At 72.4% G+C, this 20,064-nt stretch carries 18 protein-coding genes and 3 tRNA genes; 8 read left to right on the top strand and 13 right to left on the bottom strand.

Translation table 11 applies throughout. The features are described 5' to 3' along the window. Nucleotides 1-11: 11 nt before the first annotated feature. Entirely contained in the window at nt 12-521 is a 510-nt protein-coding gene (locus HQQ78_RS13285; protein WP_123571145.1) for an NfeD family protein, read from the bottom strand. Nucleotides 522-601: 80 nt separating this feature from the next. Further along, nucleotides 602-1,627 carry a 6-phosphofructokinase gene (locus HQQ78_RS13280; protein WP_056044114.1) on the bottom strand — a complete coding sequence of 342 codons (1,026 nt, stop codon included), beginning with the start codon at nt 1,625-1,627 and terminating at the stop codon, nt 602-604. A 142-nt stretch (nt 1,628-1,769) separates the two neighbouring features. On the opposite strand from HQQ78_RS13280, the gene HQQ78_RS13275 reads away from it, so the two are divergent. Further along, nucleotides 1,770-2,489 carry a DUF4190 domain-containing protein gene (locus tag HQQ78_RS13275; RefSeq protein ID WP_173153947.1) on the top strand — a complete coding sequence of 240 codons (720 nt, stop codon included), beginning with the start codon at nt 1,770-1,772 and terminating at the stop codon, nt 2,487-2,489. Nucleotides 2,490-2,571: 82 nt separating this feature from the next. On the opposite strand, the gene HQQ78_RS13270 is transcribed toward HQQ78_RS13275, so the two are convergent. Together HQQ78_RS13270 and HQQ78_RS13265 are read right to left on the bottom strand one after the other, a co-directional pair. After that, complete coding sequence (locus HQQ78_RS13270) at nt 2,572-3,057, bottom strand: pyridoxamine 5'-phosphate oxidase family protein (RefSeq protein WP_056044110.1); 486 nt, start codon at nt 3,055-3,057, stop codon at nt 2,572-2,574. Nucleotides 3,058-3,090: 33 nt separating this feature from the next. Beyond that, complete coding sequence (locus tag HQQ78_RS13265; protein WP_173153945.1) at nt 3,091-3,999, bottom strand: rhodanese-related sulfurtransferase; 909 nt, start codon at nt 3,997-3,999, stop codon at nt 3,091-3,093. A gap of 101 nt (nt 4,000-4,100) precedes the next feature. Between HQQ78_RS13265 and HQQ78_RS16455 the strand changes: the two genes are divergently transcribed. Further along, entirely contained in the window at nt 4,101-5,498 is a 1,398-nt protein-coding gene (locus HQQ78_RS16455) for a GntR family transcriptional regulator (RefSeq protein WP_216844342.1), read from the top strand. Here the strand turns inward: HQQ78_RS16455 and HQQ78_RS13250 are convergent. Continuing rightward, the gene (locus HQQ78_RS13250; RefSeq protein ID WP_173153942.1) at nt 5,479-6,489 is read right to left on the bottom strand and encodes an LCP family protein; all 1,011 of its coding nucleotides are present in this window, start codon (nt 6,487-6,489) and stop codon (nt 5,479-5,481) included. The genes HQQ78_RS16455 and HQQ78_RS13250 overlap by 20 nt on opposite strands. 62 nt (nt 6,490-6,551) lie before the next feature. Next, complete coding sequence (locus HQQ78_RS13245; RefSeq protein ID WP_254065143.1) at nt 6,552-7,289, bottom strand: sugar transferase; 738 nt, start codon at nt 7,287-7,289, stop codon at nt 6,552-6,554. A gap of 121 nt (nt 7,290-7,410) precedes the next feature. Here HQQ78_RS13245 and HQQ78_RS13240 point away from each other — a divergent pair, with 121 nt between their 5' ends. Then, nucleotides 7,411-8,373 (top strand): DNA-3-methyladenine glycosylase, encoded by a 963-nt coding sequence (locus HQQ78_RS13240; RefSeq protein WP_173153936.1) that lies wholly within the window; start codon nt 7,411-7,413, stop codon nt 8,371-8,373. Nucleotides 8,374-8,459: 86 nt separating this feature from the next. On the opposite strand, the gene HQQ78_RS13235 is transcribed toward HQQ78_RS13240, so the two are convergent. After that, nucleotides 8,460-8,930 carry a MarR family winged helix-turn-helix transcriptional regulator gene (locus HQQ78_RS13235; RefSeq protein ID WP_173153933.1) on the bottom strand — a complete coding sequence of 157 codons (471 nt, stop codon included), beginning with the start codon at nt 8,928-8,930 and terminating at the stop codon, nt 8,460-8,462. Between the two features lie 41 nt (nt 8,931-8,971). Here HQQ78_RS13235 and HQQ78_RS13230 point away from each other — a divergent pair, with 41 nt between their 5' ends. Further along, a complete protein-coding gene (locus tag HQQ78_RS13230; RefSeq protein WP_173153930.1) occupies nt 8,972-12,592 on the top strand; it encodes a proline dehydrogenase family protein in 3,621 nt (1,206 codons plus the stop codon). A 101-nt stretch (nt 12,593-12,693) separates the two neighbouring features. Here HQQ78_RS13230 and HQQ78_RS13225 read toward each other — a convergent pair whose 3' ends face one another. After that, entirely contained in the window at nt 12,694-13,131 is a 438-nt protein-coding gene (locus HQQ78_RS13225) for an Lrp/AsnC family transcriptional regulator (RefSeq protein WP_043593232.1), read from the bottom strand. Between the two features lie 102 nt (nt 13,132-13,233). Between HQQ78_RS13225 and ddaH the strand changes: the two genes are divergently transcribed. Further along, entirely contained in the window at nt 13,234-14,112 is an 879-nt protein-coding gene (ddaH, locus tag HQQ78_RS13220; RefSeq protein ID WP_371740441.1) for a dimethylargininase, read from the top strand. 68 nt (nt 14,113-14,180) lie between these two features. On the opposite strand, the gene HQQ78_RS13215 is transcribed toward ddaH, so the two are convergent. The 4 genes from HQQ78_RS13215 to HQQ78_RS13200 all read right to left on the bottom strand — a co-directional run bounded on the left by HQQ78_RS13215 (nt 14,181) and on the right by HQQ78_RS13200 (nt 16,131). Then, nucleotides 14,181-15,698 (bottom strand): glycosyltransferase family 39 protein, encoded by a 1,518-nt coding sequence (locus tag HQQ78_RS13215; protein ID WP_173153927.1) that lies wholly within the window; start codon nt 15,696-15,698, stop codon nt 14,181-14,183. Nucleotides 15,699-15,786: 88 nt separating this feature from the next. Beyond that, nucleotides 15,787-15,859 (bottom strand) — tRNA-Phe (locus HQQ78_RS13210). A gap of 36 nt (nt 15,860-15,895) precedes the next feature. Continuing rightward, nucleotides 15,896-15,972: transfer RNA gene (locus HQQ78_RS13205), tRNA-Asp, on the bottom strand. 83 nt (nt 15,973-16,055) lie between these two features. Then, nucleotides 16,056-16,131 (bottom strand) — tRNA-Glu (locus HQQ78_RS13200). A gap of 337 nt (nt 16,132-16,468) precedes the next feature. Here HQQ78_RS13200 and HQQ78_RS13195 point away from each other — a divergent pair. Beyond that, a complete protein-coding gene (locus tag HQQ78_RS13195) occupies nt 16,469-17,755 on the top strand; it encodes a M23 family metallopeptidase (RefSeq protein ID WP_173153923.1) in 1,287 nt (428 codons plus the stop codon). Nucleotides 17,756-17,837: 82 nt separating this feature from the next. On the opposite strand, the gene ppa is transcribed toward HQQ78_RS13195, so the two are convergent. Further along, a complete protein-coding gene (ppa, locus tag HQQ78_RS13190; protein WP_043593233.1) occupies nt 17,838-18,329 on the bottom strand; it encodes an inorganic diphosphatase in 492 nt (163 codons plus the stop codon). 71 nt (nt 18,330-18,400) lie between these two features. On the opposite strand from ppa, the gene tilS reads away from it, so the two are divergent. Together tilS and hpt are read left to right on the top strand one after the other, a co-directional pair. Beyond that, the gene (gene tilS / locus HQQ78_RS13185; RefSeq protein ID WP_173153920.1) at nt 18,401-19,390 is read left to right on the top strand and encodes a tRNA lysidine(34) synthetase TilS; all 990 of its coding nucleotides are present in this window, start codon (nt 18,401-18,403) and stop codon (nt 19,388-19,390) included. 44 nt (nt 19,391-19,434) lie between these two features. Beyond that, nucleotides 19,435-19,986, top strand: coding sequence for a hypoxanthine phosphoribosyltransferase (gene hpt, locus HQQ78_RS13180; RefSeq protein ID WP_056044086.1), 552 nt, complete (start codon nt 19,435-19,437; stop codon nt 19,984-19,986). Nucleotides 19,987-20,064: the final 78 nt, after the last annotated feature.

The following is a 20,064-nucleotide window of genomic DNA, read 5'->3' as shown; positions in this document are numbered from 1 at the left end:
GGGGCTTCCTTTCAGTTGGTCTGGGGATCACGTGACGCGGAGGTCTCGCCGGCGTCGAGCGCCTCGACCTGCACGCGTGGGCCGTTCTCGGCCACGACGCGGACGCGGACGCCGCGCTCGATGCGCGCGTCGCTGGTCGCGAGCCGCCGCTCGAGCTCGCGGACGTCGTCGAGCCGGACCTCGCCGCCGGCCGGGCCGGTGGCCTCGGTCGTGACGCCGACGAACCCGACGGGCGACCAGTGCCCCCCGCTCTCGCGGCGCGTCACGCGGCGGACGACGAGCTGGATCAGCACGAGGGCGACGAGGGCCATGCCGACGGCGACGGCGTAGGTCCACCCCGCGGCGAGGTCGGTCTGCGACGTGACGACCCCGGCGAGCCCGAAGATGGCCAGGGCCGCGCCCAGGGCGACGCCCGAGACGAGCCCGTCGCCGACGTCGAAGACGTCGAGCAGGTCGCCCACGACGATGCTGACGAGCAGGAGCAGGAGTCCGATCGCCCCCACCACGATGAACGTGATCATGCGTCGAGCCTGTCAGACTCCGGCCGGGCGCACATCGCCTGTGCGACGGACCCCGACCACCGCCCACCGGCGGCCGCGCCTCAGCCGAAGAGGATCGCGGCCTCGTCGTAGCGGTGCTGCGGGACGACCTTGAGGCTGTCGAGGGCCTCCTCGAACGAGACGTGGACGATCTCGGTGCCCCGCAGGGCGACCATGCGCCCCCAGCGACCCTCGACCACCGCATCGCTCGCCGCCATGCCGAGTCGCGTGGCGAGCACGCGGTCGTAGGACGTGGGCGTGCCGCCGCGTTGGATGTGCCCCAACGTCGTGGCGCGGGTCTCGATGCCCGTGCGCTCCTCGATGACGGGGGCGAGTCGCTCGCCGATCCCGCCGAGGCGCGGGCGGCCGAAGGCGTCCAGGCCGCGCTCGGAGTGCACGTCGCTCTCGTGGTCGGGCACGAAGCCCTCGGCGACGACCACCAGCGGTGCGCGACCCCGGTCGTAGGCCGACTGCACCCATTCGACGATCTGGTCCATGCTGGTCGCCTGCTCGGGGATGAGGATCGCGTGGGCACCGGCGGCCATGCCCGAGTGCAGGGCGATCCAGCCCACGTGCCGGCCCATGACCTCGGCGACCATGCAGCGGCTGTGCGAGTCGCCGGTGGTGCGCAGGCGGTCCATGGCGTCGGTGGCGATCTGGACCGCGGTGTCGAAGCCGAAGGTGTAGTCGGTCGCCCCGAGGTCGTTGTCGACGGTCTTGGGCACGCCGACGATCTTGAGCCCCGCGTCCGTCAGGCGCTTGGCGGCGGCCAGGGTGCCCTCGCCGCCGATGGCGATCATGGCGTCGATGCCGAAGCGCTCCATGTTCTCGGCGATGCGGTCGACGCCGCCGTCGCCCTCGAACGGGTTCGTGCGGCTCGTCCCGAGGATCGTGCCGCCCTGTTTCGCGATGCCCTGGATCTCTTTGCGGGTGAGGGGCATCACGTCGCCGTCGACGACGCCTCGCCAGCCGTCGCGGAAGCCGACGAACTCTTGTCCGTGGATCTGCGTGCCCTTGAGCACGGCACCGCGGATGACCGCGTTGAGACCGGGGCAGTCGCCACCGCTGGTGAGGATTCCGATTCGCATCGAGGGGCTCCATCGCATCGAAGGGCCCGATCGACGGGCCGAGGTCGAGACCCATCATGGACCACGAGGAGGCGCAGCACCTGTCCACGGGCCCGGTCACCGCCCTGCCGGTCGCGCAGGCGGCCGTACTACCCTCGCCTGCATGAGCAACGAGCAGCCGGGGCGTCCGCCGTCGCCGTGGGCCCGGTTCGCCCGACCCGCGCCGACCGAGCCCGACCGGGGCGAGTTCCCGTTCGGTCCGCCTCGCCCGGTGCACCCCGAGGCGGGCGTGGCCGATCGCGGTTGGCCGCTCGACCCCTCCGGCGCACCGTCGATGCCCGCCACGCGACAGCAGCAGCCGTTCTTCCCCCAGCCCGCGGCGTCGCAGCCCCCCTCGTCGCAGCCCGTCGGCCAGCAGCCCGTCGGCCAGCAGGCCGCCGCGCCGACGTGGGACTCCGACGGTCGTCAGGTCTGGGCGCCGCCGCCCGGTCCCGTGCCCGAGACCGGCTCCGCGCCCCACGCCCGGCCCGAGAACGCAGGCCTGGGCTCGTACTTCTTCCCCGCCGACGACGACTGGTCGTCGGCGCCGCCCCGCACCGACGACGAGGGCCGCGGTCTCGCGATCGCGTCGATCGTCTTCGGCGTCTTCTTCGCGCCCCTCGGCCTGGTGTTCGGCATCGTGGCGGCGCGACGCGCCCGAGCCGCCGGCCGCCCGGCCACCCTCGCGCTGACCGGCATGGTCGTCGCCTCGATCGTCATCGTCCTGAGCCTCGTGTACGCGATCGCGGCACTCGACTACTACTCGCAACTCGCGACGACCTGTGCCCAGCTCGGTCCCGGCGACTACGTGAACGGCGACGGTCGGACCGTCACCTGCGGGTGACCGGGGCAGGCACGGACCACGACGGGACGCGCGCCGCCGGGGGCGCGGGCCGTCGAGGACGACCCGCGCCGCGCCTCCTCGGCTAGAGCGAGACGGTGCCGGTGTCGGCGACGTTCTTCGGGTGTCCGCCGGTCACGGCGGCCTTGGCGTACTTGAACAGGGTGACGGCCTTGGGCTCGTTGCTGACCCAGTACTCGGCCGTGTCGACGTCGACCTCGAGCAGTGCGACGGTCGGGTCCTCGCGGCCCTTGTCGAACCAGGCCTCGGCCCCGGTCGTCCACAGTTCGTCGATCAGCCCGGAGTCCTTGACGATCGAGGCCTTGCCCGCGAGCGACAGGTAGCCCTTGCCGGTCTCGACGGCGACGTTCACCTGCGGGTGCGCCTTGACGTCGTCGACCTTGGGGGAGGGGTCGCGCGTGAAGAAGTACACCTTGCCGTCGAAGTCGCGATCGACGATCGCGAGGGGCCGGCTCACGAGGTGGCCGTGGCTGCTCTGCGTGGTGAGGATGCCGATGCGGCCCGCGTCGAGGACCTCGCCGATCTTCTTGATGTCGTTGGTCTCAGTCATGCCGGGGACCCTACGCCGGAGCCTCGACCGAGGTCACAGCACCGGAGGTCCGCCGCCGGTCACGGAGGAGGAGGCGCGGTGCCGGTCGCAGGTCACGTCGCCTCGTGCACCGCACCCGTCGCAGGCGACCAGTTGCCGTCGGCACTGCACCTCGACGCAGTTCTGCATGCGGCTGGTCGCGGTGCCGCAGACCTCGCAGCGACCGATCACGGCCGCGTGGTCGCTGAACTCGACCGACCCGCGACCGTCGAAGACGTAGAGCGAACCGTCCCACAGGCCGTCGTCGCCGAAGCGCTCGCCGTAGCGCACGACACCCCCGTCGAGTTGGTAGACCCGCGAGAACCCCCGCGACGTCATGAGGGACGACAGCACCTCGCAGCGCACGCCGCCCGTGCAGTAGGTGACGACGGGCTCGTCCTTGAGGTGGTCGTAGCGCCCGCTGTCGAGTTCGGCCACGAAGTCGCGGGTCGTGGCCACGTCGGGCACCACGGCGCCTCGGAACCGACCGATGCGTGACTCGTACTCGTTGCGCCCGTCGAAGAAGGTGACCTGCTCACGGTCGACGAGTTCGTGGAGTTCGTCGGGGGACAGCCGCTCACCGGTGCCCACCACGCCGGACCCGTCGACCTGCAGTTCGTCGGGCGCGCCGAACGTCACGATCTCGTCGCGCACCTTGACCGACAGGCGGGGGAAGTCGTCGCCGGTGCCCTCGCTCCACTTGACGTCGAGCTCGGCCAGGGCCGGGTGCTGCCGGGTCTTCTTGAGCCAGCGCTTGACGTCGGGCAGGTCGCCTCCGAGCGTGCCGTTGAGGCCCTGGTGGGACACGAGGACGCGCCCGCGCAGGTGCAGGGACTCGGCGAGGTCGCGCTGCCACAGACGCATCGCCTCGGGATCGCCGAGCGGTGTGAAGGCATAGAACAACACGATCTTCGGGGTCGCCACCAGGAGATCCTAGGGGCAGGCCGGTCGGGGAGCGTCGTACGCCTGAGGCATGCATGCCTTATGCTGGTACCCGGAATTCCAGACACCGACGAAAGGCGACGATGCCCGTCCCGACCCCCGCCCGTCCGGTCATCCCTCGGCGCCTGCAGAAGGACGCCGTCTTCGAGTACCTGGTCGAGGCGATCCTCGACGGCACGCTGCGACCGGGCGAGCGTCTGCGAGACGCCGACTGCGAGACGTGGCTCGGTGTCTCGCGGACGCCGATCCGGGTCGCCATCGCGAAGCTCGAGCAGGTGCGACTGGCCGAGATCTCGGCCCGGAGGGCGACGAGCGTCGTGGTCCCTCGCCGCGAGGTCGCCGTCGACCTCCTGGCGGTCGGGTGCGCCCTGCTCGCGGCCGTCGTGGCGTCGGCGGGTCACGACGAACGAACCGGGCTCGATCGACGCCTGTCGGGCCTCGTCGACGACTGCCGCGCTCGTTCCTCCTCGGCCGACGGTTCCGTCGAGGAGGTCGACGCGGTCGGCGACTCCTGGGCGGCGGTGTGGTCGGCCGTCGACGACCACGTGTTCGGCCGCCTCGCCGTCCGACACGCGCGACGTCTGACGCTGCCCCTGCGCCATCACCTCCGAGAGCTGTCCGCCGACGATCTCGACGTCGTCGCCGACGTGTTCGTCGAGGTTCGTCGGTCACTCGGCGGCGGGCTGGTCGACGCCGCGGCCGAGGGGTGCGAACGGGTCACCTCGAGGCTCGACCCGCCCGACGTCGCCCGGGACGGGGCGTCCGATCCGCTCGGGGCGTCCGCCGTCGTCGAGGACCGTCGCGTCCTCCCCCGGGGTGACGACGTCGCGAGGGCCGGCGCCCGCGCGACCCTCGTCCGACCACGCCTCAGCGACGACGTCTACCGGATGATCCTCGTCGCGATCCTGGACGGCACCCTGACGCCCGGCGAGAGGCTCGCCGACGACGAACTCACCACCTGGCTGGGCGTCTCGCGGACTCCCGTCCGTTCCGCTCTCGAGCGGCTCGACGAGAGGGGCCTCGTCGACATGGCTCCGAACTGCTACACGCGGGTCGCTCGCCCCGAGGTCGCCGACGTCGTCGCCGCCCGCGACCTGTACGCACGACTCGTGTCGTGGTCGGCCGATCGACACCCGACGGGCGGCAGCGCCGACCGGGCCGAGATCGCGGCGGTGACGAGCCGACTGCTCCCCTTGGCGACGAGGTCCGAAGGGGCCCCGGCGACCCTGACGACCCTGACCTGCCTGGGTGCCACCATCAGGCGACTCGCCTCGGTCGAACGATCACCGGCGCTGTCCCGCGAACTCGACATCCTCGAGCCCCGTCTGGCCCATGGGGTGATCTCGTGCGGATTCGGACTGCCGCCGAGCTCGTGGCGGACGTTCTCGGATGCCGTGCGGGTGTCGACCGGTGCGACGGGTGGCGGCTGGGGCCCGGCAGCGGCCGCTCTGATCCGTTCGCTCAGCCCGCAGGGGGGCTGAGCGCCTCGAGGTCGTCGTCGGCGAACGCCCGACGGAGGTCGTCGAGCACCGAGTCGTCGACGACGACGATCGATTGCCCGTCGGGTGACGTGCCGGTGCCCGAGACGGGCATCGTGAAGGACGTCACGTCGGACGGTCGGAGCTGCCTCAACGAGAGGCCGAGACCGATCATGTCGCTCGTGGTCCACGAGCTGTCCACCCCGATGTGACCGGCGGTGGTCTCGACGAACGCCGAGACGCGCGCCGGATCGGTCAGGGTGCGCGTGCTGACCAGGCGGTCGGTGATGGCGGCCACCAGGGCTCGTTGATTGCGCATGCGCTGGAAGTCGCCGTCGGCGAAGGCGTAGCGCTCGCGCACGTACTCGAGAGCGCTCGGACCGTCGAGGGTGACGGCTCCCTCGGCGAAGACGCGATCTCCTCGACGGAACTCGACGTCGTTCTGCACGGTCACGGCACCCAACGTCGCGACGATCGATTCGACGCCGCCGAAGTCGACGACGGCGGCGTGGTCGATGCGTGCGCCCGTCAACGCCTCGATCGTCCGGGTCTGGAGCGGGACGCCGCCCCAGGCCAGGGCGGCGTTGACCTTGGCCTGGCCGTGGCCCGGCACCTCGACCCAAGTGTCGCGAGGGATCGACACGAGCTCGACGGAGTGACGGTCCGCGGCGATGTGGGCGACCATGATCGTGTCCGCCCGTCGCGGCCCGGAGCCCCCGAGATCGCGGTCGTCGACGGGCTCGCGGCTGTCCGACCCGAGGAGCAGCAGGTTGACGGAGCCGTCGGTGGCGGGGGCGGGACGGCCCGCGTAGTCGGTCAGGGTGCCGACGTCGTCGAGGGCGTCCTCGGCCGACCGGATCGTGCTGAGACCGAAGATCGCCAGTGCCCCGATCCCCGTGATCACGACGCCGACCAGCACGAGCAGGCTCGTCATGGCGAGACGGTGGCGTCGGAAGAACGAGCGGCGTCGTCTGCGGGCACGGTGGTCGGTCATGGTGGCTCCGCTTCGGGGGTCTGGTCGGCGGTCGGGTCCGGGGAACGCTTGCCGCGTCTCGCTCAGTACGCGCCGGAGGGCCGGACTACGGCGCCGATCGTCTGCACGAGCAACCGCGCATCGGTCGTCGGCGTCCAGCCGTGGACGTAGCCGAGGTCGACGTCGAGCCCGGCGTCCCAGTCGAGGTCGGAGCGGCCCCCCACCTGCCACGGGCCGGTCAGCCCCGGCAGCACCGTCAGGCGCTGGCGGGCGCGGCTGCAGTACTGGGAGACCTCTCGCGGCAGGGCCGGGCGCGGCCCGACCAGGCTCATGTCGCCCCGCAGCACGTTCACCAGCTGCGGCAGCTCGTCGAGCGAGTGCCTGCGGAGCACGCGGCCGACCCGGGTCACACGCGGATCGACGCGGAGCTTGAAGAGCGGCCCGTCGGCGTCGTTCGCCTCGGGCATGATCGCGACGGCCCGATCGGAGTCGGCCATCGATCGGAACTTCAGCATCTCGAAGGTCCGGCCGTCGAGCCCACAGCGTTCTTGGCGGTAGAGGACCGGGCCGCGGCTGTCGAGTCGCACCGCCAGGGCGACGAGGGCGAGCGCGGGGGCGAGGGTGGTCAGAGCGGCGACGGCCCCGACCACGTCGATCGCCCGCTTGGCCCGACGGGCGGCGGCCCGCCGGACCGGGGGAGCGGCCGGGGCGACGTCGGGACCGTGGGCATCGCCCTGGTGGTGGCGGTTCGGTCGGCCGGGCACGGAGGAGGTGACGCGGGCACCTGCGGGTGCGGACAGGGGTCTCGTGGTGATCGTCATCGGGTCTGCTCGGTGTCTCTCGTCTCGTGCACGGGCGGCGGATGGCCGACGCATAAAATATCACACAGACATGAGCCATGACGCAAGAGGGGTTGTCGGCGGGAGCGTCTACCATCGCGACATGGATCAGCTCGAGCGCACGGGGGCCGCTCCCGACGCGGACGACCGACGGCTCGGGACGGTCTACTCGTCGGCACGCCCGGTGGACGTGCGGGCCACCCTGCGGCCCCTGGGTCGCGGCTCGGGCGATCCCTCGTTCCGGGTCGACGGCGACCGGACGTGGCTCGCCCTGCGCACCCCGGCGGGCGAGGCGACGCTCTGCGTGTCGGCGAGCCGCGCCTCCTCGTCCGTCCGCGCCGACGCGTGGGGGCCGGGAGCCGCCTGGGCGATCGAGCACGTGCCCGAGCTGCTGGGCCGCGGCGACGACTGGTCGGGGCTCGACGTCACGACGAACGAGTTCCTGGCCGACGCCCGTCGGCGGCAACCGGGGCTCCGGCTGACCCGCACCAACCTCGTGCTGCAGGCCGTCGTCCCGGCGATCCTCGAGCAGAAGGTCACGAGCGTCGAGGCCTGGCGTGCGTGGCGGCAGCTCGTGCGTCGACACGGCACGCCGGCGCCGGGTCCGGCACCCGAGGGGCTCGTCGTGCCGCCGGACGCCCAGGGCTGGCGCCGCATCCCCAGCTGGGAGTGGCACCGGGCCGGCGTCGGGCCGCAGCGATCGGCGACCGTCATGAGGGTCTGTGCGGTGGCGCCGGCACTAGAACGCACGCTCGCCGTCGGTCGGGGTGGCGACGAGGTCGCGACGCGCCTCCGGTCGATCCCCGGCGTGGGCGTCTGGACCGCCGCCGAGACGACGCAGCGTGCGCACGGCGACCCCGACAGCCCCAGCGTGGGCGACTACCACCTGCCCGCCGTGGTCGGATGGGCGCTCATCGGCCGTCCCGTGGACGACGACGGCATGCTCGAGCTGCTCGAGCCGTGGCGCGGCCACCGTGAACGCGTCATGCGGTTGATCACGGGCAGCGGCTTCTCGAAGCCGAGGTTCGGCCCGCGCATGACCATCCAGGACCACCGCTTCCACTGACGCGGCCGGCACGGCCGAGAGGGCCGAGACCGCCGAGGTGGCCGCGACGACCGCGCGTCCGCGTCGGGACGCAGAGGAGGCGCGGGTCAGGCCTGGGCGTCGGGCGACGCGTCCGTGCCGATCGCCTCGAGCACGCGACCCGAGAACGCCCGGACGACCTCGGCGTCCGTCTCGAGCACGTCCGCGAAGTACCTCTTGATGGCGGCCGTGTGCCCCCGGGTCGCCGCGAGCATGGCCCGGCGGCCGTCAGGCGTCAGCTCGACCCAGGTGCCCCGCGCATCGGAGGCGCACTCGGTGCGGCGCACCAGCCCTCGGCGCTCCATGCGGGTGACCTGGTGGCTGACCCGGCTCTTCTCCCAGCCGATCTGCTCGGCGATGTCCCGCACGCGCGAGCGTCGGTCGCTGCTCCGGCCCAGGCCGACGAGGATCTCGTACTCGGGGGCGGACACGCCCGAATCGCTCTGCAGACGGAGCTCGAGGGCCCGGTCGAGGCGCCGTCTCATGGCGTAGAAGGAGTCCCAGACGACCCACTCCTCGTCGGTGAGTTCGTCGGCCATTCGCCCAGTGTAGGGACGGTGGCGCGGCATATCCTCGACCCATGTCCGATGTGCACGCCGACGAAGTCACGCAGCAGACCGTCGAGACAGCCCGCCGCTGGTGGGACGCCGCGCGTGCCGTCCCGGTGCAGGGTCCGGCCGCCCGTCTGACCGAGGTGCTGCGCGACCCCCGCGGCCTCGACTTCGCCCGCGACTTCGCCGACCGCGTCGTCCGCCCTGGGGACGACCGGGCGGGCGCATCGGCCCTCGAGTCGCTCAGCCGACGCACGCCGGCCCTGCTGCCCTGGCACCTCCGGGCGGCCATCTCGTTCGGTGGGGGCTTCGGCCCGATCGCACCCAAGCCGATCATGCCGGTCGCGCGGCGGACGCTGCGCCACATGGTCGGGCACCTGCTCGTCGACGCGCCACCCGAGAAGCTCGAGCAGGCCCTCACGGGTCTGCGCGGCGACGGCGTCCGGCTCGACGTCACCGCCTGGGGGCCCACGGTGTCGGGACCGACCCAGGCCGAGCGCCGGGTCGCCGCGGTCCGGGCCCTGATCGAGCGGCCCGACGTCGAGCGCGTCACGACGACCGTCCGCGAGCTCGTCGGCCCGACCTCGCCCTGGGCCTTCGACGAGACGAGCGACCTCGCCGAGTCGAGGCTCCGGCCCCTGGTCGAGCTGGCGGCGTCGACGGGCACGCTCCTCACCCTCGGCGTCGACCGGCACGCCGACGTCGACCTCACGATCGACGTCTTCACGCGACTGCTCGACCGACCCGGGCTCGAGGCGGTGACGGCGGGCATCGTCGTCCAGTCGTACGTCCCCGAGGCGCTCGACTCGCTGAGGTTGCTCACCGACTGGGCCCGTGACCGCGTCGAACGGGGCGGCGCGCCGATCTCGGTCCGGCTGGTGAAGGGCGGGTCGCGACTCGACGAGATCGTCGACGCCCGCCTGCACGACTGGCCCGTCGTCACCTTCGAGGCCAAGCACGAGACCGACGCGAGCCACCTCCGGCTGGTCGAGTTCGCGCTGAGGCCCGAGAACGCCGCGGTCGCCCGGGTCGGCCTCGCCGGGCACGACGTCTTCGACCTGGCCCATGCCGTCACGGTCGCCCGTCGCCACGGCACCGACCACCTGCTCGACGTCGAGATGTGGCTGGGGGCCGCACCCGGGCTCGTCGAGGCCGTCCGCTCCGAGCTCGGGTCACTCGTCCTCCTGGTGCCGGTGACCGTCTCCGGCGAGTTCGACTCCGCCGTGCGACACCTGGTGGGCCGGCTCGACGCGCTCGCCGACCCCGAGGGATTCCTCTCGAGCGCCCTCGACGTCGACCACGAGGCGGCGTTCGCGCGAGAGGCTCGCAGGCACGACCGCGCCGTGGCGGCCGTCGGCGATCTGCCCTCCGTGCCCCGGCGCCGTCGAGACCGGTCGGGCCCGCTCGACGAGGGCCCCGACCACGTCGTCGACTTCGTGGCCGAGGCCGACACCGATCCTTCGCTCGACGGCAACCGGAGGTGGGCCCGAGGTGTGCTCGGGCGCGCCCGTCGGTCGGTCGCCGGCATCGAGACCGCCGACGCGGCCCCCTCACTCGGGGCCGCCTCCTCGGACGACGGCGCCCTCGACGACGACTCCCTCGAGGCGATGGTGACCCGCGCCTCCTCGGCCGGCGGGGCCTGGGGCGGCCAAGACCCCGAGACCCGCGCCGAGCTGCTCGACCTGGCGGGCCGCGAGCTCGCCCTGCGGCGTTCGCGCCTGGTCGAGGTGTCCGTCAGCGAGTCCGGTTCGACCCTGTCCGAGGCCGACCACGAGGTCGGTGCGGCCGTCGACTCGGCCCACCGTCTGGCCGTCCTGACCCGAGGGCTCGCGGCGGTCGACACGGCCGAGCACCGGCCCCCGCGGCTGACGGTCGTCGTGCCCGACCTCGTCACGCCCGTCGCCGGAACGGTCGAAGGAGTGCTCGCGGCGTTCGGCGCCGGCAGCGCGGTCGTCGTCTTGTTGCCCCGGAGCCGGCGGCGGGCGGTCGCCGTCGTCGCGGAGGCGCTCTGGGCGGTCGGCGTCCCGGACTCGCTCCTGGCCCTCGTCGTCGCGGACGACCCCGACCACGAACGCGCCCTGCTGACGCACCCGCTGGTCGACCGGGTGGTCGCGCACGGGGCGGTCGAGACGGCCGTCGGCCTCCGTGACGTACGCCACGACCTCGACCTCGCCGTGCGGACCCGGGGGGTCACCTCGCTCGTCGTCACCCCGTCGGCCGACCTCGAGCTCGCCGCCGCCGACGTCGTCGCCAGCGTCGTCGACCACGCCGGCCGTGGTCACGGAGCCCTCGACCTGGTGCTGGCCGTCGGGTCCGTCGGTCACGGTGAGACGTTCCGTCGCCTGCTGCGCGAGGCCTTCGAGGCGGTCGTCGTGGGTCCGGCCGACGACGTCGCCACCGTGATGGGCCCGCTCGCCTCCACCCCGACCGGGTCCGAGCTCGACGTCCTGACCGTGCTCGGCCCCGGCGAGTCGTGGCTGCTCGAGCCGCGTCTCCTCGACGAGACCGGGGCCCTCTGCTCGCCGGGCGTGCGCGACGGCGTCGACGCCCGCGGTGCCTTCGCCTCCCGCTCGCACGAGGTCCCCGTCGTCGGCCTCGTCCCGGTCGAGACCCTGGCCGAGGCGATCGCGGTGCAGAACGCCGAGAACGGCGGTGACGTGGCGGGTCTGCACTCCCTCGACGTCGACGAGATCGACGAGTGGCTGCACACCGTGCGGGCCGGAGACCTCGTCGTCGGCGGTCCGACGACGGGCGCCCGGGTCCGGCGCAGGCCCCCCGGCGGATGGGGTCGACGGGCGATCGGTCGGGGTCTCAAGCCCGGCGGCCCGAACGCCCTGATCGGCCAGGGGGCCTGGCGCCACCGTCCCCACGAGCCGCGCCCCTCGCTGCGCCTGCACGACGTCTCCGAGGGGGTCACCCGTCTCGTCGACGCGGCCCGACCCACCCTCTCGTTCGAGCAGTTCGACTCGCTGCGGACGGCCGTCGAGAGCGACCAGCGCGCCTGGCAGTCCGAGTTCGGCCTGGCCCGTGACGTCACCGGCCTCGTCGTCCAGCGCAACGTGCTCCGCTACCGTCCGCACCCCGTCACGCTGCGACTCTCCGCGGGGGCCGATCCGACGGCTCTCGTCCGGCTCGTCGCCGCCGGGGCACGGGCGGGGTCGATCCTGACCATCAGTTCGGCCGTGCCGCTGCCGGCGGGTCTCGTGCACCTGTGGCGCGCCTCCTCGTCGCCGGTGCGGGTGCGCGACGTCGTCGTCGAGAGCGACGAGGCGTTCGTCGCGCGGGCGGCCGCGGGGGCGCTGCAGGGCCCCACGGCCGAGGTGGCCGGCCCGGACGTGCTCGACCTGCTGGCCGAGGCAGCCGGGGGCGAGCGGGCCTCCACCGAGGAGGCGCGGGTCGACGACTCGAGACCGGCTCCGTCACCCGAGGCGGTCGCGGCCTACCGCGGCCTGCGCATCCGGACGATCGGCGGAGATCCCGCCGCGCTGGCCCGGGCCCTGCGGGGCAGCCCCGACGTCACGATCTCGTCGGGCGAGGTGACCGAGGAGGGGCGGATCGAACTGCTGACGTTCCTGCGAGAGCAGTCGGTCTCGCTGACGGCACACCGGTACGGACGCCTCGACCCCACGCTGGCCGACCTGCGACTCTGACCGGCCTGCGGGTCGGGCCCGATCTGCGAGTCAGGCCCGATCTGCGAGTCGGGCCGACCTGCGAGCCGCCCGACCTGAGCCTCCGACCGCAGGGCCGTGCCTCAGGCCGAGCGGCGGCTGATGAGCTTCGAGAGCACGATCGCGCTGCGGGTGTGGTCGACGTTCGGGGCGTTGCGCACGCGTTCGAGGGCCTCCTCGAGCGACGGGATGTCGCGGCTGCGCATGTGGACGATGGCGTCGGCGCTGCCGGTCACCGTCCCGGCGTCGACGACCTCGGGGACCGTGCCGAGGATGCGCTGCAGTTCTTGGGGCGAGACGGTGCCACGGCAGAACAGCTCGACGTAGGCCTCGGTGCCGAGCCCGTCGACGGCGGGGTCGACCTGCACGGTGAACCCCTTGATGACCCCGTCGGCGACGAGGCGGTCGACGCGGCGCTTCACCGCCGAGGCGCTGAGGCCGACCGAGGCGCCGATGTCGCCGTACCCTGCGCGGGCGTTCTGGCGCAGGAGGTCGATGATGCCGTAGTCGAGATTGTCCACCACGGCATCGTACGCCCGAATGCTGCACCAGAGCTGACAAATACGCAAGAAAAGTGCGTGAGAGCTCGGCCTCGTGCGCGCCCACGATGTGACACTGATCCGGTGAGCCTGACGATCGAACCCACCGACCTGCCCGATGCGACCGCCGTGGGGGCCTCGTCCCGCGTGGCCAGCCACCGCACCATCTTGATGTGTCGGCCCGAGCACTTCACCGTCAGCTACAAGATCAACCCGTGGATGGACCCCACCACGCCGACCGACACCTCGCTGGCGCTGGCCCAGTGGCAGACCCTCTACGACACCTACGTCGGCCTGGGGTTCGACGTCGAGCTTATCGACCCCGAACCGGGTCTGCCGGACATGGTCTACGCGGCCAACGGCGGCTTCGTCCTCGACGGCGTCGCCTTCGGCGCGCGCTTCACCTACCCCGAGCGCCAGGCCGAGGGCCCGGCCTACATGCGGTGGTTCGCCTCGGCGGGTTTCGAGGTCGCCGAGCCCTCCGAGACCAACGAGGGCGAAGGGGACTTCCTGCTGGTCGGTGACGTCATCCTGGCCGGCACGGGCTTCCGCAGCGACTCGAGCTCGCACGACGAGATCGGTCGCGTCTTCGGGCGCGAGGTCGTCAGCCTCACCCTGGTGAACCCGAGCTTCTACCACCTCGACACCGCCATCGCCGTGCTCGACCCCGAGCCGGTGGACGGCCGCCACACCATCGCGTACCTCGAGAGCGCGTTCGACGACGCGTCGCTCGCGATCCTGCGGCAGCGCTTCCCCGACGCGATCCTCGTCAGCGAGGAGGACGCCGCCATCCTCGGCCTGAACTCGTACTCGGACGGCCACAACGTCGTGATCGCCGCCCGGGCGACCGGCTTCGAGCGTCAGCTGCGCGAGCGCGGCTACAACCCGATCGGCGTCGACCTGTCCGAGCTGCTGCTCGGCGGCGGCGGCGTCAAGTGCTGCACCCTCGAGCTGCGTCGCTGAGCGTCAGGCCTGAGCGTCAGGCCTGAGCGTCAGGCCTGAGCGTCAGGCCTGACCGTCAAGCCTGACCGTCAAGCCGGCGGTCGCGCGAAAAGGTAGACGACGCTGCGACCGGTGCGGTGCTCCTGTCGGATCTCGTACCCCTGGTCGCGGAGCTGCCGCAGGTCGGCCTCGCTGAGGACGTCGACGGAGAGCCGCGCGATCCAGAGGCGGTCGACCGACGACAGCCGGTCGGCCAGTTCGACGGCGTCGTCCTCGTCGTCGAGACGCAGGGTGACGTCCGAGTACGAGCCCGACGGCAGGCCCGAGCGGACGTAGGCCACGTCGTCGAGCTCGGCGAATCGATCCGGGTAGGCGTACATCGCCTGGCGGGGTCGCGTCGACACGGTGCCGGTCGCGTCGAGCAGGAACGCGTCGCCCGGGCGCGCCTGGCTCTCGATGTAGCTCGAGAGCTGCGAGAGGTCGCTGCCGCCGCCCTTGCCGGTCGGCAGTCGCTGCAGCACGTACGTCGGCACCGAGGCCGCCACCAGCAGGGCGACGAGGGCGATGCTGATCCAGCGCCGTCGGAAGCCGGTGACGGCCACGGCCAGCAGCAGGCACATGCCGGGTGCCGAGAAGGTCACCAGCCTCGACGTGTACACGGGCGACAGGACGAGCCCCAGTGCGAGCAGCAGTCCGGCGGGCAACGCGACCCAGAGCGCGCCGAGCAACACCACGCTGCCGGGCGTCCGCGAGCGGTCGCGGAGACGGGTGCCGAGCAGGATGAGCAGGACCGCCGAGACCACGGCGAAGGCCAGGCCCGTGACGAACCACGGTTCGACCAGGACCGTCCACCAGGTGACGTCGGCCCCCGTCGACGGATCGGCCACCCCCAGGAGGCGCGAGCGCTCGGCGAGGACCGTCCCGATGACCGGCGAGGTCACGAACAACGCCGCCCCGGTCGAGACGGACCAGCCGAGGAGGCGGTGGCGGGCTCCGCGACGCCGGCGCTGTGCCGGCGCCAGCAGCAGGAAGACGCCGTGCACCACGATGATCAGGCCGAGGGGGACGAAGGTCGCGATCGACCCGGCGAGGACCGCGCCGTACCCGATCCACCAGCGTCGGCGGTGACGCCGGGAGGCCACGAGCAGCAGCACGGTCACCCAGACGGCCAGGGCGACCGACAGGGCGTAGGGCCGGGCCTCGGCGGCCTCGAGCGTGAAGCGGGGCAGCACCGCGAAGACCGCGGCGGCCAGCAGCGCGGTGCGACGGGTCGTCAGCATCCGCGTCAGGACGAGCACCCCGGCCGCCCCGGCCCCGACGAAGACGGCCGACGGGAACCTCGTGGCCACCTCGGCCTCGCCGAAGGCGCCGACCCAGAAGTGCATGAGGAGGTAGTAGACCGTGTGCACCGCGTCGCGCTGGTGCACGAACGCCAGCAACTCGCCGAGGGGGAGGCGCGCCACCTGCAGCGTCGTCGCCTCGTCGCTCCAGTACGAGGGCACCCAGCTGAACACGGCCCCGAGCAGCAGTGCCGCGAGTCCGGCGACGAGCGGGTCGAGCCAGCGGCTGCGGAGGGAGACGACCGCGGGGTCGTGGCCGATGCTCACGAGACGGTCCCACCAGGGGCCATGCCGCGGTACCCACCAGCGGCCATGCCGTTAAACGAGTCAGGCCCCGCCTGAGCGGGGCCTTCTGTGGCTGGACACGGCATCGATCCGTGGACCTTTCGATTTTCAGTCGAACGCTCTACCAACTGAGCTACCCAGCCGTGAGGGCCCGAAGCCCCCAGGCGATGAACTCGCCTTGGCGACCCTGACCGGACTTGAACCGGCGACCTCCGCCGTGACAGGGCGGCGCGCTAACCAACTGCGCTACAGGGCCAAACTTGCTGCTGTGACACAGCGTACTCGATGTTCTGTTGTGATTGGTGCAGGTGATGCCTCGGTGCTGTCTTGCAGTGGTGCTGGTGACCCCAACGGGATTCGAACCCGTGCTGCCGCCGTGAAAGGGCGGTGTCCTAGGCCACTAAACGATGGGGCCGTGTCCGAGGACGTCATAGCAACCGATCACAGAGCATACGGATGATCGCGGGGAAAAGCAAAACGAGGGTGACGGCGGGTTCTGCGCGCGCCTCCTCGTCCCCTGTCGTGGTCGGGCGACACGCTCGCCACTCCGCCTCGGCTGCCCCGCGATCACCGACTCGACGGCTAGTTTCAAGTCGTTCTTGAGAGTTCGGGGTCGACCGTCGGTCGACCGCCCGGCGGCGTCGCGTCCGCGGCGCTGTACGGGACCGGGCGTCGGCGATACCGTGTCCTGCACGGCGACCCCGGCGCGACAGGTCGGGCTCGATGCCGTCACGACGAATCGGAACCACTCGATGACCTCCACCCGCCGCACCGGGCGCCCGCGCCTCGCGAGCCTCACCTCGGGCCCGCTCGCTCCGTCGTCGCGCCTGGCCCGCATCGTCGTGACCGTGGCGGCCGCGTCCCTGCTGCTCACCGCCGGCGTCGTCGGACTGCCCGCGTCGTCGGCCACCGCCGCGTCCTACCCGTCGTGGGAGGACGTGCAGAAGGCCCGCGGCGACGAGACCGCGAAGCAGGCCGAGATCACCAACCTCGAGGGCATCCTCACCCAGATGCAGGCTGATCTCGACGCCGCGAACACCGAGGCCGAGAAGCGCGGGGACGAGCTGCAGAAGGCTCAGTCCGCCTACGACGACGCCCAGTACAAGACCGCCCAGCTGCAGTCGCAGGCCGACTCCGCCGACCAGGTCGCCGAGGCCAGCGAAGAGCGGGCGGGGCAACTCGCCGCGCAGCTCGGTCGCTCCGGTGGCACGAACGGCGTCAGCGGCACCTTGATCGCCGACCCGGGTGAGGCCGGGCAGCTGCTCTACAAGCTCGGTGCGATGAGCAAGCTCACCGAGCAGGCCGACGGGATCTACGCGCAGGCCACGCAGGACCGCAACACCGCACAGGGGCTCAGCGACCAGGCCGCCGTCGCCGAGGCCGCCCTCGCCGTGCTGGCCGACGAGGCACAGCAGGCCCTCGCCGATGCGAACGACGCCGCCCAGGCCGCGAGCGACGCCCTCGCCGCACAGCAGGAGAACCAGGCGCGGCTCCAGGCCCAGCTCGAGACCCTGAAGACCAACGTCGACCACACCGAGGCCGAGTACCAGAAGGGCGTCGAGGAGTCACGGGCCGCCGCTGCCGCCGCGGCGGCGGCGACCAACGGCACGGCCCTCGGGGTCGTCTCGCCCCAGGGCTGGACGCGCCCCGCCGGCGGCAACATCTCGAGCGGCTTCGGCATGCGCGTCAACCCGGTGACGCACGCGTACATCCTGCACGCGGGCACCGACCTCGCCGCGGGTTGCAACACGCCCATCTACGCCGCGACCGCGGGCGTCGTCAGCTATGCCGGCTGGTACGGCGGCTACGGCAACTTCGTGCTGATCGACCACGGCAACGGCGTCACGACCGGGTACGGCCACCAGCCGAACGGCGGCATCATGGTCAGCGTCGGACAGGCGGTCGGCACCGGCCAGCAGATCGGGCACGTCGGCTCGACCGGCAACTCGACCGGCTGCCACCTGCACTTCGAGACCCGCGTCGGCGGCGTCGCGCAGAACCCGCAGCCGTTCATGGCGGACCGCGGCATCCGCCTCTAGGCGCCGTCTCCGCGTTCCGGCACGACGAAGGGCCCGACACCACGTGGTGTCGGGCCCTTCGTCGTACCGGGGTGCGGGGAGGTCAGTGCCCCTCGTCGGCCAGCTTCGTGATGCCGGCCTCGACGATGGCCTCGGCCTCGGCGGCGTCGCCCCAGCCCTCGGTCTTGACCCACTTGCCGGGCTCGAGGTCTTTGTAGTGCTCGAAGAAGTGCTCGATCTCCTTGCGGAGGTACTCGGGCACGTCGGTGACGTCCTGGATGTGCTCCCAGCGCGGGTCCTTCGCGGGGACGGCGATGACCTTGGCGTCGCTGCCGCCGTCGTCGGTCATGTTGAAGACGCCGACCGGGCGCACCTTGACCCCGACGCCCGGGAAGAGCGGGTAGTCGAGCAGCACGAGCACGTCGACGGGGTCGCCGTCGAGGCCGAGCGTGTTCTCGAAGAAGCCGTAGTCGGTCGGGTAGACGAACCCGGTGAACAGGACGCGGTCGAGGTAGACGCGACCGGTCTCGTGGTCGACCTCGTACTTGTTGCGGCTGCCTTTGGGGATCTCGATCACGGCGTCGTACGCGGCCATGGGTGTGCTCCTTGCGATGCGTCGTTGGGGGGTCCGACCCGACGGGTCGGCGGTGTCGCTAACGTTACAAGATGCCCGACAGACCCCGCCTGACCCCCGCGACGGCCGACGTCCGACGAGCCGTGCGCGCCTCCTTGTCCGGTCACGACGAGGGCGACCTCGTGCTCGTGGCCCTCAGCGGCGGGCCGGACTCCCTCGCGCTCGCCGCGGGGCTCGCCTTCGAGGCGCCGCGTGCGGGGCTGCGCGCCGGGGCGGTCGTCGTCGACCACGACCTGCAGGGCGACTCGCGCTCCGTCGCGGCCCGCGCGGCCGAGCAGGCTCGCGGCCTCGGACTCGACCCCGTCGTCGTCCGGGTCTCGGTGGGCACCGAGGGCGGTCCCGAGGCGGCGGCCCGCACGGCCCGCTACGACGCGCTGTCGTCCGTCGCCTCCGAGCAGGGTGCCCGCACCGTGCTGCTCGGCCACACCCGCGACGACCAGGCCGAGACGGTGCTGCTCGGCCTCACCCGGGGCAGCGGTGCGACGAGCCTGAGCGGCATGGAGGCGCGCTCGGGCCTGTACGCCCGCCCCCTGTTGGTCGTCGGTCGCTCGACCACGGCGGCGGCCTGCACCGACGCCGGCCTCGAGGCCTGGGCCGATCCGCACAACGACGACCCGACCTTCACGCGGGTGCGACTGCGGCGGACCGTCCTGCCGATGCTCGAGCGCGAGCTGGGCCCGGGCATCACCGAGGCGCTCGCGCGGACGGCGGACGCGCTGCGCGAGGACTCGTCCGCCCTCGACCACTTCGCCGACGAACTGGCCGAGGAGGTGGCCGACCACGCCGAGGCGGGCATCTCGCTCGACGTCCGGGGGCTCGCCGCGAACCCGGCGGCCCTGCGTCAGCGACTGATCCGGCTCGCGGTGCAGAGCGAGTTCGGCGTCTCGCTGAGCCGCGTCCAGACCCTCGAGGTCGCCCGGCTGGTGACCGACTGGCACGGGCAGGGGGCGGTGTCGCTGCCGGGCATTACAGTGGAACGCACCGGAGGCGCGCTGCACTTCTCGGCGACCGGCGCCTCCTGAGATCCCCCCTCGGCACCCCACGACCCCAGGAGCACGACACCACCATGGAACTCAGCGACATCGAGGCCGACCTGACCAGCGTGCTCTACACCGAAGAGCAGATCCACGCCAAGATCGCCGAGGTCGCCCGGCAGGTCGAGGCCGACTACGCCGGCCGCGAGCCGCTGCTGGTGGGCGTCCTCAAGGGCGCGGTCATGGTCATGGCCGACTTCTCGCGCGAGCTCAAGCTGGCCTCGGCGATGGACTGGATGGCCGTCTCGTCGTACGGCTCCGGCACCAAGTCGTCGGGCGTCGTGCGCATCCTCAAAGACCTCGACAGCGACCTGCACGGCCGCGACGTCATCATCGTCGAGGACATCATCGACTCGGGCCTCACGCTGTCGTGGCTGCTCGAGAACCTGCAGAAGCGCGGCGCGGCGTCGGTCGAGATCTTCGCGCTGTTCCGCAAGCCGGCCGCCGCCAAGGTCGCCGTCGACGTCAAGTACGTCGGCTTCGAGATCCCGAACGACTTCGTCATCGGCTACGGCCTCGACTACGACGAGAAGTACCGCAACCTCCGCGGTGTCGGGGTGCTCGCCCCGCACGTCTACAGCTAGCGGTCCGCTCCCGGGCGGGGCCGATCAAGCCCTCGGCGAACACCCATCCAGGGCATAGCAGCCCCGATGTACCCTTTT

The sequence above is a fragment of the Frigoribacterium sp. VKM Ac-2859 genome, assembly GCF_013204925.1.
GTDB lineage: Bacteria > Actinomycetota > Actinomycetes > Actinomycetales > Microbacteriaceae > Frigoribacterium.
Note: the sequence above shows the minus strand (reverse complement) of the source record. Positions and strands in the feature narration are given on the sequence as shown.

Excerpts from the sequence above, each read along its gene's own strand:
- HQQ78_RS13285 (WP_123571145.1), bottom strand. The coding sequence starts at position 521 with ATGATCACGTTCATCGTGGTGGGGGCGATCGGACTCCTGCTCCTGCTC.
- HQQ78_RS13280 (WP_056044114.1), bottom strand. The coding sequence starts at position 1,627 with ATGCGAATCGGAATCCTCACCAGCGGTGGCGACTGCCCCGGTCTCAAC.
- HQQ78_RS13275 (WP_173153947.1), top strand. The coding sequence starts at position 1,770 with ATGAGCAACGAGCAGCCGGGGCGTCCGCCGTCGCCGTGGGCCCGGTTC.
- HQQ78_RS13270 (WP_056044110.1), bottom strand. The coding sequence starts at position 3,057 with ATGACTGAGACCAACGACATCAAGAAGATCGGCGAGGTCCTCGACGCG.
- HQQ78_RS16455 (WP_216844342.1), top strand. The coding sequence starts at position 4,101 with ATGCCCGTCCCGACCCCCGCCCGTCCGGTCATCCCTCGGCGCCTGCAG.
- HQQ78_RS13250 (WP_173153942.1), bottom strand. The coding sequence starts at position 6,489 with ATGACCGACCACCGTGCCCGCAGACGACGCCGCTCGTTCTTCCGACGC.
- HQQ78_RS13245 (WP_254065143.1), bottom strand. The coding sequence starts at position 7,289 with ATGACGATCACCACGAGACCCCTGTCCGCACCCGCAGGTGCCCGCGTC.
- HQQ78_RS13240 (WP_173153936.1), top strand. The coding sequence starts at position 7,411 with ATGGATCAGCTCGAGCGCACGGGGGCCGCTCCCGACGCGGACGACCGA.
- HQQ78_RS13235 (WP_173153933.1), bottom strand. The coding sequence starts at position 8,930 with ATGGCCGACGAACTCACCGACGAGGAGTGGGTCGTCTGGGACTCCTTC.
- HQQ78_RS13230 (WP_173153930.1), top strand. The coding sequence starts at position 8,972 with ATGTCCGATGTGCACGCCGACGAAGTCACGCAGCAGACCGTCGAGACA.
- HQQ78_RS13195 (WP_173153923.1), top strand. The coding sequence starts at position 16,469 with ATGACCTCCACCCGCCGCACCGGGCGCCCGCGCCTCGCGAGCCTCACC.
- ppa (WP_043593233.1), bottom strand. The coding sequence starts at position 18,329 with ATGGCCGCGTACGACGCCGTGATCGAGATCCCCAAAGGCAGCCGCAAC.
- tilS (WP_173153920.1), top strand. The coding sequence starts at position 18,401 with ATGCCCGACAGACCCCGCCTGACCCCCGCGACGGCCGACGTCCGACGA.
- hpt (WP_056044086.1), top strand. The coding sequence starts at position 19,435 with ATGGAACTCAGCGACATCGAGGCCGACCTGACCAGCGTGCTCTACACC.